The 16076-nt window shown below is 47.3% G+C and carries 15 protein-coding genes; 13 read left to right on the top strand and 2 right to left on the bottom strand.

Going from position 1 to position 16076, the window contains the following annotated elements; genetic code table 11:
* Positions 1 to 24 precede the first annotated feature (24 nt).
* Positions 25 to 474, bottom strand: coding sequence for a hypothetical protein (locus IKG78_RS17260; protein WP_290945787.1), 450 nt, complete (start codon positions 472 to 474; stop codon positions 25 to 27).
* Between the two features lie 80 nt (positions 475 to 554).
* Positions 555 to 1721: a hypothetical protein gene (locus IKG78_RS17255; protein ID WP_290945785.1), complete on the bottom strand. Its 1167-nt coding sequence runs from the start codon at positions 1719 to 1721 to the stop codon at positions 555 to 557.
* A gap of 549 nt (positions 1722 to 2270) precedes the next feature.
* Here IKG78_RS17255 and IKG78_RS17250 point away from each other — a divergent pair.
* From IKG78_RS17250 to sulP, 13 genes are all read left to right on the top strand, one after another.
* A complete protein-coding gene (locus IKG78_RS17250) occupies positions 2271 to 4088 on the top strand; it encodes a secretin N-terminal domain-containing protein (RefSeq protein ID WP_290945783.1) in 1818 nt (605 codons plus the stop codon).
* 304 nt (positions 4089 to 4392) lie between these two features.
* Positions 4393 to 5583 carry a hypothetical protein gene (locus IKG78_RS17245; RefSeq protein ID WP_290945781.1) on the top strand — a complete coding sequence of 397 codons (1191 nt, stop codon included), beginning with the start codon at positions 4393 to 4395 and terminating at the stop codon, positions 5581 to 5583.
* The gene (locus tag IKG78_RS17240) at positions 5564 to 6532 is read left to right on the top strand and encodes a hypothetical protein (RefSeq protein ID WP_290945779.1); all 969 of its coding nucleotides are present in this window, start codon (positions 5564 to 5566) and stop codon (positions 6530 to 6532) included. The genes IKG78_RS17245 and IKG78_RS17240 overlap by 20 nt, the downstream gene beginning before the upstream one ends.
* Entirely contained in the window at positions 6529 to 6861 is a 333-nt protein-coding gene (locus IKG78_RS17235; RefSeq protein WP_290945777.1) for a prepilin-type N-terminal cleavage/methylation domain-containing protein, read from the top strand. Before IKG78_RS17240 ends, IKG78_RS17235 begins: the two co-directional genes overlap by 4 nt.
* A gap of 21 nt (positions 6862 to 6882) precedes the next feature.
* Complete coding sequence (locus IKG78_RS17230) at positions 6883 to 7152, top strand: prepilin-type N-terminal cleavage/methylation domain-containing protein (protein ID WP_290945775.1); 270 nt, start codon at positions 6883 to 6885, stop codon at positions 7150 to 7152.
* An 80-nt stretch (positions 7153 to 7232) separates the two neighbouring features.
* Entirely contained in the window at positions 7233 to 8474 is a 1242-nt protein-coding gene (locus IKG78_RS17225) for a hypothetical protein (RefSeq protein WP_290945773.1), read from the top strand.
* Positions 8475 to 8476: 2 nt separating this feature from the next.
* Positions 8477 to 10075 (top strand): hypothetical protein, encoded by a 1599-nt coding sequence (locus IKG78_RS17220; RefSeq protein WP_290945771.1) that lies wholly within the window; start codon positions 8477 to 8479, stop codon positions 10073 to 10075.
* Between the two features lie 25 nt (positions 10076 to 10100).
* On the top strand, positions 10101 to 10763 hold the full coding sequence (locus tag IKG78_RS17215; RefSeq protein ID WP_290945769.1) for a hypothetical protein: 663 nt from the start codon (positions 10101 to 10103) through the stop codon (positions 10761 to 10763).
* A 34-nt stretch (positions 10764 to 10797) separates the two neighbouring features.
* Entirely contained in the window at positions 10798 to 11760 is a 963-nt protein-coding gene (locus IKG78_RS17210) for a hypothetical protein (protein WP_290945767.1), read from the top strand.
* Positions 11761 to 11881: 121 nt separating this feature from the next.
* Positions 11882 to 12418: a sulfurtransferase TusA family protein gene (locus IKG78_RS17205; protein ID WP_290945765.1), complete on the top strand. Its 537-nt coding sequence runs from the start codon at positions 11882 to 11884 to the stop codon at positions 12416 to 12418.
* Positions 12419 to 12460: 42 nt separating this feature from the next.
* Positions 12461 to 13015, top strand: coding sequence for a hypothetical protein (locus IKG78_RS17200; RefSeq protein WP_290945763.1), 555 nt, complete (start codon positions 12461 to 12463; stop codon positions 13013 to 13015).
* Between the two features lie 2 nt (positions 13016 to 13017).
* Positions 13018 to 13359: a hypothetical protein gene (locus IKG78_RS17195; RefSeq protein ID WP_290945761.1), complete on the top strand. Its 342-nt coding sequence runs from the start codon at positions 13018 to 13020 to the stop codon at positions 13357 to 13359.
* Positions 13360 to 13604: 245 nt separating this feature from the next.
* Entirely contained in the window at positions 13605 to 15512 is a 1908-nt protein-coding gene (gene sulP / locus IKG78_RS17190) for a sulfate permease (protein WP_290945759.1), read from the top strand.
* Positions 15513 to 16076 lie beyond the last annotated feature (564 nt).

Below are 16076 nucleotides of genomic sequence, written 5' to 3'. Positions count from 1 at the left end.
TTGTTATTTTGGGAGGCTCGAAAATTAGTTTTTGGCGTTTTTGAGAGGTATATGTTCTATGGGTTTTGGACTTTCGTGGGGAAGAATTACGGGTCTTGGCTTTTCTAGGTTGTCGATTCCAATTCCTTTGTGTTCCCGGTTTTTCTTTTGCAAAAGTCCTCTATTTAACGGAGCTTCTTTGTTCTCGTTTTTGTTGTTGCTAGGCTTTTGCTGGAGCAAATCTTCTTGAACGTCCTTGATTTCTGCTTTGACGTTTGCTTTGATGTCCGAGAGAATTTGTTGCCTTGCTTGCTTACGTTCTTCGCGTAAACGTAACCAATTCTCTTTTTCGCTCTGTCCGAGGTCGGGGGCACTTTGTGTGATTTCTGCTTTCTCGGCGGGGGTTGCGATCTCGGATTCCGGCTGTGCTTGCGGAACCGTCGCCAATGCCGCGATGGTCAGAAATACGATTTTGATTGTGCTTGCGTTTTTCATGGCTTTAACCTTGAAAAGACCCGAAAAAGAGAGGCGACAGGTTTTGTTCCCGTCGCCTAGTTGATTGGAATTAACGTTCCTTATTCAGCTTTTGCAGCGGTCTTTTCATCTTTGAGATTTTTCTTTTCGGCCTTCTGTGCGTCGAGTTCCGCCTTCTTGGCTTCTGCTTCAGCTTTTTTTGCTTCGCGTTCGGCCTTCAAAGCTTCTTCACGTTCTGCACGCTGTGCGTCGAGTTCAGCTTTCTTTGCTTCCATTTCGGCCTTTTTCGCTTCGCGTTCTGCCTTCAAAGCTTCTTCACGTTCTGCACGCTGTGCATCGAGTTCGGCTTTTTTTGCTTCCATTTCAGCTTTCTTAGCTTCGCGTTCAGCCTTCAAAGCTTCTTCGCGTTCAGCACGCTGAGCATCGAGTTCAGCCTTCTTGGCTTCCATTTCGGCCTTGCGTGCTTCGCGTTCGGCCTTCATGGCTGCTTCACGTTCTGCTTTCTGGGCTTCGAGTTCAGCCTTCTTGGCTTCGCGTTCCGCTTTCAAGGCTTCCATTTCGGCCTTGCGTGCTTCGCGTTCGGCTTTCATGGCTGCTTCGCGTTCTGCACGCTGAGCTTCGAGTTCGGCCCTCTTGGCTTCCATTTCGGCCTTTTTCGCTTCGCGTTCGGCTTTTTTGGCTTCTTCACGTTCAGCCTTCTTTGCTTCAAGTTCGGCCTTCTTGGCTTCCATTTCAGCCTTTTTCGCTTCGCGTTCGGCCTTCAAAGCTTCTTCACGTTCAGCCTTCTTTGCTTCAAGTTCGGCTTTCTTGGCTTCCATTTCAGCCTTTTTGGCTTCGTGTTCTGCTTTCTTGGCTTCTTCGCGTTCTGCACGCTTTGCTTCTTCTTCAGCCTTCTTGGCTTCGTGTTCAGCCTTCTTTGCTTCCATTTCGGCCTTGTGGGCTTCGCGTTCGGCTTGTAGTTCTTCTTCGGACTTTGGTGTCGGCGGGAGAACGTCCGGCTTTGGCGGTTTAGGAGCTTCTACCTTGAGTTCGTCCTTTTCGAGCTTGATTTTGTCCAAAAGTCCCTTGCGGGCTTCCTTGCGTTCTTCGCGCATTTTCTTGAAGTCGCTCTTTTCTGTGGTGGCGACTTCGGTTTTTACTTCGGTCGAAATTTCCGTGGAAATTTCGTTCTTGACGCTCTTCATGTCAGATGCATCGCTCTTGGCGGATGCCGTGGCAAAAAAAGCAAGTGTAGAAAGGGTGAGGATTGCAATGAATTTGGATTTCATGATTTGCCTTTTGAATAGGGTTTAAATTTCTTCTTTGCCCGATATACAGCAATATTCGTGCCAAATTTTGTAAAATTGCCGTTTTTGATTAAATTTTGCAAGTTTTGCAAAAAAAATCCAAATTACAGTTCTAAAAAACGCAAAAAAAAACGAGGTGATTTACCTCGCTGGGGAGTAAAGTTCCGATTTTTTTAGTAGGTATAGACTAGCAGGGTTTTAGTTGGGGCTGTTTCACATTGTTTATTTTGTCAACAACCGTTTGCAAAGAATTATAACAAACTTGCAAACCATAGGCGACATTTGCTTTTTTTACGAATAAATGCTGAATTTATGAAGAGAAAATAGCTCTTAATCCCTAACCCCTAAAACTTAATTTTCCCATTTGCTTTTCCAAAAAAAATATATATCTTTAAATCACAGTTTATTATATCGTTCTTTTGATCCTTTTGTTTTATCCCGGGCAGGGGCCGCTCACTTTGATGGCGTGTTGTCACGCACTTTTGCACAAGATTGTGCTCAAAAAGCGGGAATGCGATTTTAGGGGGCTTTGTGCTTCGTTTAAGGATCAAGGGTGTTTTCCTTGTAATTTTTCTGCTGACGGTTTTGCCGTCGTATGCTTCTAATCGTTCAGTATCCCGTTCTGCGGTCAAGTCATCGGCTTCTGCGGCAGGGGTGGTGACGCTTGATTTTGTTGATGTTCCGCTGGCGGAGGTGGTGCGAACGCTCTCGCGGGCTTATGGAATTTCGATTTTGGCCGATGAAGCGGGCGATGTTCGTGTGACGTTCCATCTGGAAGGTTTGAGTCTTTTTGAAGGGCTTACGGCGTTGTGCGAAGCTAATGGACTTGCTGTGGTGCAGGAAGGGCGCGTTTATCGCATTCGTCGGGCGAGAGTGCAGGGCGGTTATATTGCGATGGACGATTCTGGAGTCGTTGTTTCGGTCAAGAATATGAATGTGCGTGAATTTGTCCGGGAATTCGGTTTGAATACAGGAGTGAATGTGATTGCAGATTACGATGTCGAGGGATCGGTATCTGGAAATTTGAGTCATTTGGTTCCAGAAAAAGCTTTTCGCGTGTTGATGGAATCAAACGGGTTCAAGGTGCGTGTTGAGCGTGGCTGTATGCGGGTTTCGCGGTCGAGAACAGGGCTGTCTGGGCAAAACTCGGGCGGTACTGGGGGCTCGAAAGGTGGTGTGTCGGGATCGGAATTTTTGGTGGAGCGGACAGGCGACCTTTATTCGGTGGATTTGCAGTCGGTTCCGCTGAAAACTGCTCTCAAGGCGATTGCGGACGAGGCTGGCCTTAATTTGGCTGTGTATGGAGATTTGAATGAAACGGTCCAAATATCGTTCAAGGATGTGCTGCTACTGGAACTTTTAACGTCAATTTTTCGAGGGAGCGCATTCACGTTTCGGTTGGATTCGGCTTCGCTTTGGGTGGCGGAGAAGGGGGCAATAAAGGCTCTTGGCGATTTGCGAGTTTATCCGTTAAAACATGTTTCGCCAGAGAAGGCCGCGGCTCAGCTTTCGAAGTTTATGAAGGGGGAGGAAATTAATGTTTCGGAGTATCGGGAACAGAATGCTCTTGTGCTGGGAGCTTCGCCGCAAATGCTTGAACGTGCGGTGGAATTTTTGAAGATGATTGATTTGCCCCAAATGCAAGTGACGCTTGCTTGTGTGATAGTGGAATTGCGGAAAGGTCGTGGATTCGCGTTGGGTGTGCGGAGCGGAACGACGCGGAATGTGGGCGAGGGCGATGTGCAGGCTCGCGGCTTTTTTGATTTCTTGGGGAAGGATGTTTCGAAATCGGGTGCGTTCGGGAAAATTGGAATCTTGCCGGACCGCTTTGAACTGGAGCTTTCGTCGATGGAAGAAAATAACGAGGCGAAAGTGCTTGCGCGTCCGCGTGTGACGACGCTGAATGGCAATAAGGCGGAGCTAAATGTAACGAATACGGTCTATTATCTTGTCAGTCAAGTTTCGTCGGATGGCTATCCGATTACGGATTATCGCTCGTTCAATGACGGCATTTCGCTGGAGCTTACGCCCACGATGACGCAAGACGGTTTGATTACGCTTGCTGTCGCCCCGGAAATCAAGACGGCAGGCCGTAGCACGGGAGACGGGCCGCGAGACATTAGTTCCCGCAATATGAAAACGACGGTTGTGCTGCGTGATGGCGAGACGCTTTGTTTGGGAGGCCTCATTCGTAAAAATAAGACGGAAGTGCGGTCGGCGGTGCCGTTTTTCGGGAGCATTCCCGTGCTGGGGCGGTTGTTTAGCTATACGTCGGAAGAAGAAGACGAAACGGAGCTTGCGATATTCATAACGCCGACAGTGGAAGTTAGACGGGAGGCGGAGAAGTGAGCTGTGAGCCATGAGGTGTGAGGTCGCTCGCAAGCTCGCTTTGAGTAAAATATTTGGCGCTATTGGCGCGATTATTCCATGCTCAAAGGTTGCGTAAGCAACCGACCTCAAAGCCCCTAACCACTGTATTAGACGAAAGAACGCCCGCTCGGCGGGCTATAGACGAGAGAGGAATAATGGCGGCAAAGCCGCATAATGTCAAATGTACTGGATCCATTCGACTACGCCCTTATGGGCTTCGCTCAGGATGACACATAAATTTTTTACTACCCACTTTTTACTACCCACTAATAACTATTGACCAATGACCCTTTTAAAAACACATGTTGCAGCGATTGCTGCTCGGATGATGACGTGGGAGGTGACGACTGCGTTTGATGGAACTTTGACGGAAACGGAACTGCGGAAGCGGTTTGACGATGATTTTTGCGGCGCCTTTAAAGAGGGCTGTGATGAACGGGATTCTTTTAATCAAGTCTTTTTTTGGCCGTTGATTTCGTTCAACGCGACGGATGGGCGTAAACACCGTTATCTTGTTGCTACTGCGGATGAAACGCTTGCGGGCTATCGGAAAAAGTTTGACCGTTGCTTGCCGAGGCAGGTCGCATTGTATGCGATGGCGGATCAGGTGTTGCGGGGTGAAAATACTGAAAAAAATGCACCAGAAGACGGTGATTTGCTGTTTGTCGCACTTTGGAATAATGTCTTGTATGTACTTGTATTCGTGAAGGGACGATTATGCCATTGGTCGGAGGATTTCGGTTATGGAGAATCTATTGACGAACGATGCCGGCTTCGAGTGGAACGCTTTAAATCGTTCTTGAAATCGGATGATTTGTTTGCAAATTCGGGGGCGTCGAGTTCCGCTTTTCCGGTTGCATTTAGTGAAGTTTATGTATGCTGCGATTGCTTGGCGAATATGGATGAACTTTTTCGGGATGGTGTGCGGGATCCATTTTGGCGACATTTGGATTTAGATGCATGTGAATCTATGAAACTTTGCGAAAAACGGCGATGGACGTTGTGCTTTGCGTTGTTTGCTTTATGCACGGTGTTGGCCTTGACGTGCGGAACCTCTTGGACGTGGAATCGTTCGTTGGAATGGTGGCGTTCTTGGAATGGTGATGCTCTTGGGACTTCGAATGTTGCTCCTGTTGAACTGTCTTTGCCTGCGGCTCATGATTTGGAAATGCTTGCGTGGGCGAAGGGGCATCGCGATTTGCTTCCGGCGAAATGGGGACGGTTGCGGGATGGGGCGGCAGATGAACCGAGGGGGCGGTTGCAACACTCCCGTTGTAGCTGTGATTCGTCTGCGATTAAATTGCTTGGAATTGTGGGCGGTCGTGCGGCTCTTGTGACGACGGCGGCTGGCGAAATGAAAACGCTTTCGCTGGGCGATTCGCTTTATTCGTACCGCGTGAAGCGGATTGGAATGGATGATATCGTGCTGCGGTGCGGTGGCAAGGAGGTGCGTTATGCAGTTCAAACGCGGTAATGCTCTTCCGCTTGTGCTAGGAGTGCTGCTCGTGCTTTCGATTCTGTTGTCGGCAATGCTGCGTATGCCGGGGACTCTCCGCCGGACGGTGGCGATTGTCGCGGACGAAACGCAAGAGATGTATTGGGCGGAATCCGCGGTGCTGGCGAAATTGGAGGGCTTCCCGGAAGGGTATTTTGCGGGACTGCCTGCGGTGGAATCTCGCGTGCTTGGGCCGTGGACGGAATGGCGGACTGTGAAATTTGATGGCCGGGTGAACAAGTTCCAGTTTGTGTTGGGGAATGCTTATTCGCGGTTTTCGACATCGGAGTGGGCGCGTTGTGCCGTTTTGCTGGAGCGGAATTTGCAGGAACGCATTTTGCAGGCGGATGGCTTGCAGAAATTTTCGGGGAACCGCCGTTTTTTCAATCTGGATTCGGCAATGGCGAAGAGGGGAGCGGTGAATGTGAGTGCGGGCGACTTGACTTTGGACTTGGGCGGAAATGGCGCGTTCGACGGGTTGGCGAAGCGTCCTATAGTTCGTTCGTTTATGGCGAACGTCGAGGGTGATGTCAAAATTCGCGGGAATGTTCACTTTGATACGCTCAGGATTTATGCGTCTGGAACGGTGACTGTGCAGAGGGACGTGAGCGTGGGTTTTGCAGAAATTTTTGGCTTTGCGGGGGTGGAGGTGACGGGGGATGCTTCGCTGGCGGGGATTCTCTTGTCGAAACAGAGCGTGGAAATCTCTCGCCAAGCGAAGATGATGTTCCCAAGTGTCGCAATTGCTGTGGGCTATCGCGGCAATAGGCTCGCTTTGCGTGAAAAATCCGTATTTGAAGGCCTTGCGATTGCGCCGTCGGGGAGTTTCGAGCGAGATTCTTCGACGGTACTTCTCGATTCGTCAAAAACTCTTTTGCCATTTTGCATGGAATCTCGGAACGTTGTTTTTGAGCGGAGGCGGTTATGAATTATGGCGTGAACGAAAAATGCGGCTTTACCTTGCCCGAAGTCTGCGTGGCGTTGGCTGTTTTTCTTGTGGGGATTGCAGGTTTGTTCGGCTGTTGGGGCTTCTTTAATCGCGAAGTTGCGGACGAACGCTACCGGCTGGAGCGTTTTTACAACGTACTTTCGGCTATGGAATCGCTAATTGCGGAAAAAACTTTTTGTGCGGACTCGCTTGTGATGGTTGATTCGGTGACGGTTCGCTTGGAGCGTGTTCCGGGAGCGGCGCGTCTTGCATGGGCGGTCGCGGAACAGGACGGCTTTTCTTTAAAGCGTCTAGTGGGGTGCAAATGACGTTTTTTTGGGGGGGGTAAAATGAGGAATAAGAATGGCTTTTCTCTTATCGAAATGCTTATGGCGATGACTGTTGTTGCCATTTTGACAGGCGTTTCATTGAACGTTTTCGGAACTTTTCATCACGGCATCGTTGAAACAACGTCTCGCTACGAACAGTTTGTTGCAGAAAAAGTGAATGAACTTCGCTGCCGGACTAGCGTTGTGCGAGGCGTATTTAAGGGCAAAATGACTTGTAATGACGTATTTCGTATGATTCAAATGGAAAACCATACATATTTCAGTCGCTAAAAACAAGGGGTAAAATTAAATTTACGTGAATTTTGCCGAAAAAAAAACTATTACTCTTTTTTTTTTTTTAAATTCAGCGCATGCGACTCGTATTATTTATCTTACTTTTTGTTGCTTTCTGTTTTTCTAAGCCTTTAGTTGTCTATACTGGTGTTTATTCAGTGCGTGGGGACAAGGATCTTGGCAAAATTGATACCTTTGTTCCGATGTTCTATGAAATATTTGCTAAATGGCAGAATAATAGCGCATTACCATTTGATATTATGTTTGAAACGGATGCTGAAGCTACTAAGCATCTTGCATCTGATCCTATTTCCATGGCAATTCTTCTTACGAGAAATGACTTTGAAGTGGAACATTTTAAGAATATTGGTGTGACAAAAACTGTTGCTAATCTTGGCTTTAGTGTTTTGTTTTATCAAACTCGAAAAAGTGAAAATGGGTCTGTAAATACGATTCTTGCTTCTGTTCCGCTAAATTCTTACATGACCAATGAAAAAAAATTGACAACCGATAATTTGGAGGCGGAACGTCCCCAAATGATTAAAATCCTTGCTAAGGAGCTTATTCAAAATCGGTTCAAGCAGAGGGTCTCTAAAATTAGCATCGAAGAAATGAAAGTCAAAATTTCTTGTACCGAGACGTCATGCTTTGCGGAAAACTATAAGAAATTGGGCCTAGAAGATGGACAGAGCATTTCGATTTCCCTTCCAGATGGTTCGGATGACGTTTTCCTGAATGCAAAGGATGGATCTTTGATTGGGGAAGAACCGACATTGTCTATGTTGAAAAAGAACGGTCAGTCGGAAGGTGTTTCTTGTAATTTGAGAGGGTATAGCGAAGATACGTGGCAAGTCGTTTCTGTCGATATCACTTCGAAAAAGGCTAGCAAGCTTTTTGCTAAGGAGCCTATAAAGGCTCAGTTTGCGCAGTGGTATTCTGATTTTCTGAGTGGCGCTGGTAAAGCTGTTTTGCCTCCGATTAGCGGCGTCGAATGGTCTCAAAATTCGATGGGTCACACGGAAATGGTCTTGGCTCGTGCCGATGGTGAAATTCAAACGTTTTCTATGGCTCCAGCTCGCTACAAGGTCTCTTTAGGGATTAGCGGTGTGGGTAGTGGTGTTGTCGAGAAGAATCAGGTCAATGAAATTTGGGCTTACAAAATTTGGCTTACTCGTAAATGGAACAATCGAAAAGAAGAAGAAGTGGAATATACGACCTCCAAGAAAGTTGTTGTAGCTTCTCAAGAAGTCCATGAAGTTGATATATTTAGAGATTTGCTTCATGTAAGCTCGAAGAAATTCGCTGAAAAAGGAGAATAATAATGAAAAAGTTTATTTTGGTCATGATGGCTTTCTTGGTCAGCTTTGCGATGGCTGCTGCTGACCAGACAGTCATGGTTTCTGGCTCGGCAACCGAGAAAAAGGAAACCAACTTGGCTTATGAAGATGCTTTGCGTAATGCTCTTATCAACGCCGTCGAAAAGAATTTGGGTACTTGGTTGAACAGCCAATCCGGTGCAGTAAGTTTTTCTAGCACAAATGAATTTGCACAGGCTAAACAGAATATTTTATCCAAGTACGAAGACTTTATCGTTGATTATAAAATTAGAAAAAGAGGCTTATCTTCGAAGGGGTTCTATGAAGTTACTGCGTCTGTAACTGTTTCTAGTGATCGCTTGGCTGGTGAAATTAGAAAGTATGTCGGCGCTTTGAAATCTCAAATGGATAATCCTTCTATCGCCTTTGTCTTGACTAGCTGGGAAAAGAGGGGTGTTTTTACTACGACAGTAACCAAGGGTAATGCTTCTGTCAAGAATTCCTATAGCGGTAGCGGACAGTCTGAGGATTACTCCTATAATGAATCCGCCCAGAGTGGTTCTGTAAGTGCAAGAGCTGTTGGTTCTTCTTATAATGAAAGGCAAGCTGCTGGTTCTGGTCGTTTGTCCACTTCTGAACGTGCTGGTATGCGTGTGAAATCTGATGGTGATGCAGCGTATGCTGATGCCCGTTATGAAGCTTCTGGCAGTTATGAAAGCCGTAATGCCGAGGCTTCCCGTTCTGCTCATAGTGTTGACGCTGCTTATGCAGCTACGAACAAAAGCGCAAGCCGTAATGCGAGTGGCTTTGCTGTAAAAGGACAAAGTGAAAGCAATACAAGTGTTGACGCGACACTTACTAGCGGAAAAATTGATGAGACTGTTTTCGCCAAGTTTGCCGATATGGGTATCATTGATGGATTCCAGCAGGAATTTAAGGAAAAAGGTTTTGATTTGAAGGCCGCTGACAAGGCTCGCGAAATTGCCATTGCTCCGAGTGCTGCTCAAACCGGAATTAATATTAGCGACCGTTCTGCCGTGCGTAATTTGGCTGAAAAGGAAGGCGCTAACTATGTTGCACGCGGTGAAGTGATGTTGATGGGCCAGGAAAAGTCCGCTGCAACGGGTCAACCTGAAATTACCGCAAAGATTGGTGCCGAAATTATTGATGTCAATTCCGGAGATGTGGTTGCTTCTTACTCCAATACGGTAACGGCTTCCAATACCAATATCGATAAGGCTAAATTGCAGGTCATCAAAAAGGCTGCGGTTGTCGCTGCTAAGACTTTGGCTTCTCAGACTCTGCAAACTTGGCAGGAAAGAGCTGAATCCGGTCGTCAATATACGATTGAAATCCGTAATATGACTAAGGCCAGATCTCAGAAGATTCCTTTTGAAAAGGCTTTAAAATCTATTGCTAAAATCTCGTCTCAAACGTCTCCGAGTACAGGTGTTCAAACTTATCAAGTCCTTTATAAAGGAAGTAAGAGTGATCTTGGAATGGCCGTTATAGAGGCTATCGGCGATACAAAGGGCTTTAGCGAAAGCGAATTCGACGGCCCGAACGACGAAAATGGAAAGATTATTTTCACATTCACAAAATAAAAACAAAAATACAAGGAGATATAAAATGAAAAAAATGATTCTTGCTGGTGCTGTAGCAGCATTGTTGACGGCATGCGCTAGTGTTGGCGGCTTGGTTGGCGGTGGCGACAATCCGCAGGTCAAGCAGCTTGCAGCTCAGTCCACTGCTCTTACTGCTGATTTTGCAGTTTCTTTGGCTGAATCTGCAGAATCCTATGTTCTCGCAATGAAGGCTGTGGGTAACGAGACTGAAGCTTCTCGTATCGCGGAAGCTACGAATGGTCTTCGCAACGAAACCGATAAGGAAAAGTTGGAAGCTGCTGTGGGCACGTTGAATGAAGTCAATCTCGACGCTCAGTTGCAGGCTGCTCAGGAAGTTTCTGATGAAGGCAAGGCTCAGATTACGGAATCCATCCTCCATTTGGGTATGGCAATTTACCTCGATGCCAAGATTGGTGCTGATGCTGGTAACTTGGTTTCTTCTGCTACGGATGTTGCTTCTAACCTCTCTGCAAAGGATGCTTTGGCTATCAATGAAGTCCAGACGATCATTACCAATGCTCAGTGGATTTCTGGTATCGCTCCGGATCAGTTGACTCTCCAGAAGAACTCCTTCGAAGCCTTGAAGAACTATGCTGAAGCTCATGGCATCGAAGTTCCGAGCCAGGAAGTCATCGAAGAAAAGGCTAAGGGCCTCGCTAAGGAATAATAATTCCTAGTTACTGAATCAAGTGGAAACGCTGATGATGAAACGAATTCTTGTTTTGATTGCTACGATTGGTTTCGTTTCTGCATGTAGTGCTACTTTTGAAGAGCGTTACAAAGCAGGAGAAAGAGAACTTGATTCTCTTGGTATGGAAAAATCGAGTGCCAAACAGGAGGAACGTTCCACGTCAGCGTTTTCTTCTTATGATTCTGGAAAAAGCATTCAGTCTGTAGCTGTTCTACCTCCACCCTCTGTAATTGTAGTGCCTGAGAAAGGTTCTGATGGAGTATCTGAACTAGAAATTATCAAAAAGAATCCATATTCTCGTTTGATGATGGAAAGCATTGGTAATTACTTTGCCAAGAGTAACTATGATTTGAAAACATTGGACGGTGAGCAGAAGCTGAATGAATTTATTGCCATGCAAAATGATATTGCCGGCAACGAAGATGACTTAGCCTATATGGCAAGCTTATTCATTGGTGCTGACGTTTATATTAAGTATGCTGGTGATTTTTCTCGGAAAAACTTGAGAATAGATTTGAAAGCGTATGAATCTGTTTCTGGAGTTTTGCTGGGTAATGTTTCGGAAAATAAAAAGATAGACGCTTACAAGAATTTAGAAGAATGTATTCAGAGTACTGCGGAAAGTGCTTCGCGGAGTCTGGAATCAAAAATTCAGAATTTTAGAAAAAATGAAAGTCAAAATGGTGTCCAGTATAAGGTCATCATGAATATCTCTAGTGAATTTGATGAAGACTTTATTGAAAATCTTCATGAAGTCATTTCAAAACAGCTACCGGGTTTATTTAAATCAATCAAGTTTAGAGCTATGACGGATAAGACCGTCGATATGACTGTGTTTGCGACTCCCGCAACATATGCAAATTCCCAAGAAGTTTATAAAGCAATTCGCACTCAGTTGAAAAAGATTGTCGGTGTGAAAAAGACCAATATTACAAGAAAGCTGATAATGCTAGAACTTAAAGGTCGAGATTAAGGTTTGAGGACGCTTCGTAAAGGACGAAGCGTTTTTTATATTGTAGTAAACGACAAAAGTAAATTCTCTTAAAAAAGCCGACCCCGGCACTGGTGACCGGGGTGACAAAAGGCAAAAAGACGTGGAAGAAAGCGGGAAAAAAATAGAGTCTCCAATTGCTCGTTGGATTAATGCGAACCGTGGAACCGAGGGCTTTGCGGAATCGTTGCGAAAGTTGCTCATGTACGCATGCGTCGAGTGGATTCGCCGCGGGACATCTGCACTCCTCACGCCCGAAGAAGCCCTTTCGAAAATTGTCTGCTGTGCGTTGCCGCAGTTCCCGGTAGGGGAATGGGCAGAAACTCCCGAAAAGTACATGGACGAGATTGCCGATTTTTGCGAAAAGGCGAAAACTTTACCTTTGCCCGCCGCTCTCCAGGGCGAAATTCCATCGGTATTGGACTTGCGCGGGGTCAAGTGTCCCCTGAATGCCGCCCGTTCGAGAATCGTCATGTCGGGGTATCCGGCGGGGAAAACGTTAAAAATTTGGCTCGATGACGGCTCTCCCATCGAAAATGTGCCCGGTTCGCTCGTTGCAGATGGCCATAAAGTGCTTTCTCGCGAAAAAAAAAGCAATTATTGGGAAATCTCTGTGGTCAAATTGAATTCAATAGTATAGATTGTTTATGTGGAAAACAGAGTATTAGTTATAGGCGATGAAATGTTTGGTTCCAAGGGCGAAGCGGCGAACCGTTTTGTGGAAGCGGTGCTTTGCAGGGAACCGAGTCGTCCTATACAGTTTTCCGTGAATGTGCCTGTGGCGGTATCGCTTTCGCAAATCCGTGCGCGTCTTTCATCGGACATTATCGGCAAGAACGCGGGCCGCATTATCATGGGATTTGGACTGCGTGAATTGAACCATGGCGGTGCTGACGGGGCTTCTGTTGCCTCCATTTACGAAATGATCGTGAACGAGCTTGTGAACAAGACGCAGGCTCGGCTTTTCCTGTTGACTGTGCCTTCGGACATGTTCCCGATTGCCCTGAGCGAGGTGGAATATTTAAACAGCGTCATCCGGGATATTTGCTTGGCGAACGAGCGCGTGACTTTGCTCGACTTTGCGAAATTTGCCGAGACGTTCAAGGAGAAACAGATGGAACGCGGCAAGTTCGGGCGTAGCCTGTTTATGGAAGATGGCGCTCCGACATCGCTTTGCTGCATGCTTTTAGCGCTGTATTTGCAGGATGAACTTGTAAGAGATTTAAAGGAGATATAATTATGGGTCTTTTTGACAATCGTTTTGCTAGTAAAAATGCGGCCATGAGCCGTGCGTTTTCTATTGATTCCGATAAGGACAGGAAAAAACGGATTTCTCCGCGTGAACCGGCTGCCCCCAAGATGGGAATTTGCGACAAGTGCCACAAGGAAGCTCTGTTGCGTTCTTACCGCTCCAAGGAAATGTCCATGTCCGATGGTGCAGCAAGTTTTGGTACGGTTGTAAAGCACCTCTGCGAAGACTGCGCCCCGCGTTCCAAGCGATTCGAGGCTGCTCCTGTCCCCACGATGGATAAGAAGCAGGTGAAGAACTTGATGAAGTCTGCGAAGAAGGGACTGTTGTAGGTTTGAGGTCGCCCGCTATGGCGGGCTTTGAGGTATGAGCACGGTCGCCTACGGCTCCCTTTGGGCTTTATAAATGCACCTCGGGCGCCAAATTTAAGCCCAAAGCTTTGCTATGCAAAGCGACCTCATACCTCACTCCTCATTCCTCATCCGTAAACAATATTTTATAAAAAAATCTTACCCCCCTTAACGAAATTGATGTAAATTCCTAAATTTGGGTCTCGAATTTAATATGGAGACCTTCAATGTCTGATATTCGCGCCAAGGAATCTGTCAAACAATATTTGGATGGCGTCGTTTCGACAATCACCCCCGAATTCGTCCGTTCGCTCAAGCGTGGCTATACCCGCAAGGATTTCACCAGCGACTTGATGTCGGGCTTGATCGTGGGCATTTTGGCGCTCCCCTTGGCGATTGCGTTTGCTATCGCTTCTGGCGTTGGGCCGGAACAGGGTCTCTACACGGCCATTATCGCGGGCTTTATCATTTCGCTGTTGGGCGGCAGCCGCTTCCAGATTGGCGGCCCGACGGGCGCTTTCATCGTCATTGTCTATGGCATCGTGAGCCAGTACGGCTACGACGGCCTTGCTTCGGCAACGCTCCTTGCCGGTATTTTCCTCGTCATTTTCGGTCTTGCAAAATTCGGTGCGATTATCAAGTTCATCCCGTATCCGGTGACGGTCGGCTTTACGGCGGGTATTGCGATTATCATTGCGCTTGGCCAGGTGCCGAACTTTTTCGGCCTTACGTTTGCTGGCGCTGACCCGGCTGATGCCGTGGGCAAAATCAAGCTTTACGTTTCTTCTTTCGGCTCGATGAATGTTTATTCCGTGATTGTGGGCGTGGTTGCGCTTGCGGTTTGCATCTTGTGGCCGAAGATTACGACGAAGGTTCCGGGTTCCCTCATTGCGATTATTGTCGCGACGGTCTTGGTGAAGGTTCTTGGCTGGGACGATCCGGTGAACGGTCACGGCGTGGTGACAATTGGCATGAAAAACCACATCCCGAGCGGTTTCCCGGTGCCGCACCTCCCGAATATCAGCCTTGAAATGATGCAGAAGGTGTTCCAGCCGGCTTTGACGATTGCCATGCTCGGTGCGATTGAATCGCTCCTTTCTGCGGTGGTGGCTGACGGTATGACGAGTACAAAGCACCGCTCCAACACGGAACTTTTTGGTCAGGGTGTCGCTAACATCTTGAGCCCGATTTTTGGCGGTATCCCGGCGACGGGTGCTATTGCCCGTACGGCGACGAACATCCGTAACGGTGCCGTGAGCCCGATTTCTGGCCTTGTTCACGCCGTCGTTTTGCTCTTGATTATGCTCGTGCTTGGCAAGTATGCCGAAATGATTCCGATGGCTGCTTTGGCTGCAGTGCTTTTCCAGGTGGCGTTCAACATGTGCGGTTACCGCAGCGTTATCAAGATGTTCAAGGCTCCGAAGAGCGATGTGACGGTGATGCTTGTGGCTTTCTTCCTCACTGTGATTATTGACCTTACGGTGGCTATCGAAGTGGGCGTGCTCCTTGCCGCTGTGCTCTTCATCAAGCGCATGAGCGATGTGGCCGAAGTGGAATCGGTGACTTCTGCTCTCAAGGAAGACGACGAAGAAGCGGCTCACAACGAACTTTCGCGCCAGGTGCCGAAGGGCGTGGTGGTTTATGAACTTGCGGGTTCGCTCTTCTTTGGCGCTGTCGATAAGTTCAAGGAAACGATGAACCGCATTTCGGAAAAGCCGAAGATTTTGATTTTGCGCATGCGTAGCGTTTCGAGCATTGATGCTGCCGGTATCAACATGATTGAAGATTTGCTCAACCGTTGCAACCGCGAAGGAACGCAGCTCCTCTTGAGTGGCGTGCATGCCCAGCCGGTGGTGGCTTTGACCCGTGCCGGTGTGCTCAAGCAGCTTGGTGAAGAAAACGCTCTCGGTAATATCGATGCTGCCCTCAACCGTGCCCGCGAACTTTTGGGCCTCCCGATTGTGGATACGTCGCACGAAGATGTGCAGGCTCCGACCGTGTCTTGGGAAAAGAGTCTCGACAAGCCGTGGATGCCGGAAGAATCGAATGCCGCGATTGCTGAAGAAACTCCGGAAGTTATCGCCGAACGCATGATGGACGAACCCATCAAGAAGATTGAAGAAAGCCAGAAGTGATTTAAATAACATCTATAATTGATGTTGTCTCTCGTAACGTGATGTATCTCAAAATTGTAAAATATTATTAAAAAATATTGTCCTTTTTAAAAAAAATTGTTTAGATTAAGCAACGTAGAAGAAGATCTACGGGAAAACGAGTTGAGAATGGGTTATTGGGACGAAAGCCAAATTTCGGAAGAAACGTCAAACAGAACTCCTTTTAATGAGTTCGTTGTGAAGTTTATAGCGGCATTTAGCGGTTCGACATTGTTCGTCCTGATTAGCTTAATGTAAACATTTTTTTTAGAAGCCTGAAAATCCGTCGGTTTATCCGGCGGATTTTTTTTGCACTTCTCGCATTGTCCTCCCCGCGTTTGTCCCCCCAGACTAAGGTTGGTGAGCCTGCCGAACCATTCCGGGGCCAGCTTATACGGTACTCTTTGGCCGTCATCCTGAGGCAAAGCCGAAGGATCCAATTAAATCTTGTAATGCGAATGCTGAAATTGACTGGATCCTTCGTCCCGGTGGTCCTCAGGATGACTGCTTCGGTGACAGAGACCGCGACGCTCGCCCTACGCCTTG

The sequence above is a fragment of the Fibrobacter sp. genome (assembly GCF_017545445.1).
In the GTDB taxonomy this organism is placed as follows: domain Bacteria; phylum Fibrobacterota; class Fibrobacteria; order Fibrobacterales; family Fibrobacteraceae; genus Fibrobacter.
This window is presented reverse-complemented; position numbering and strand designations above follow the sequence as displayed.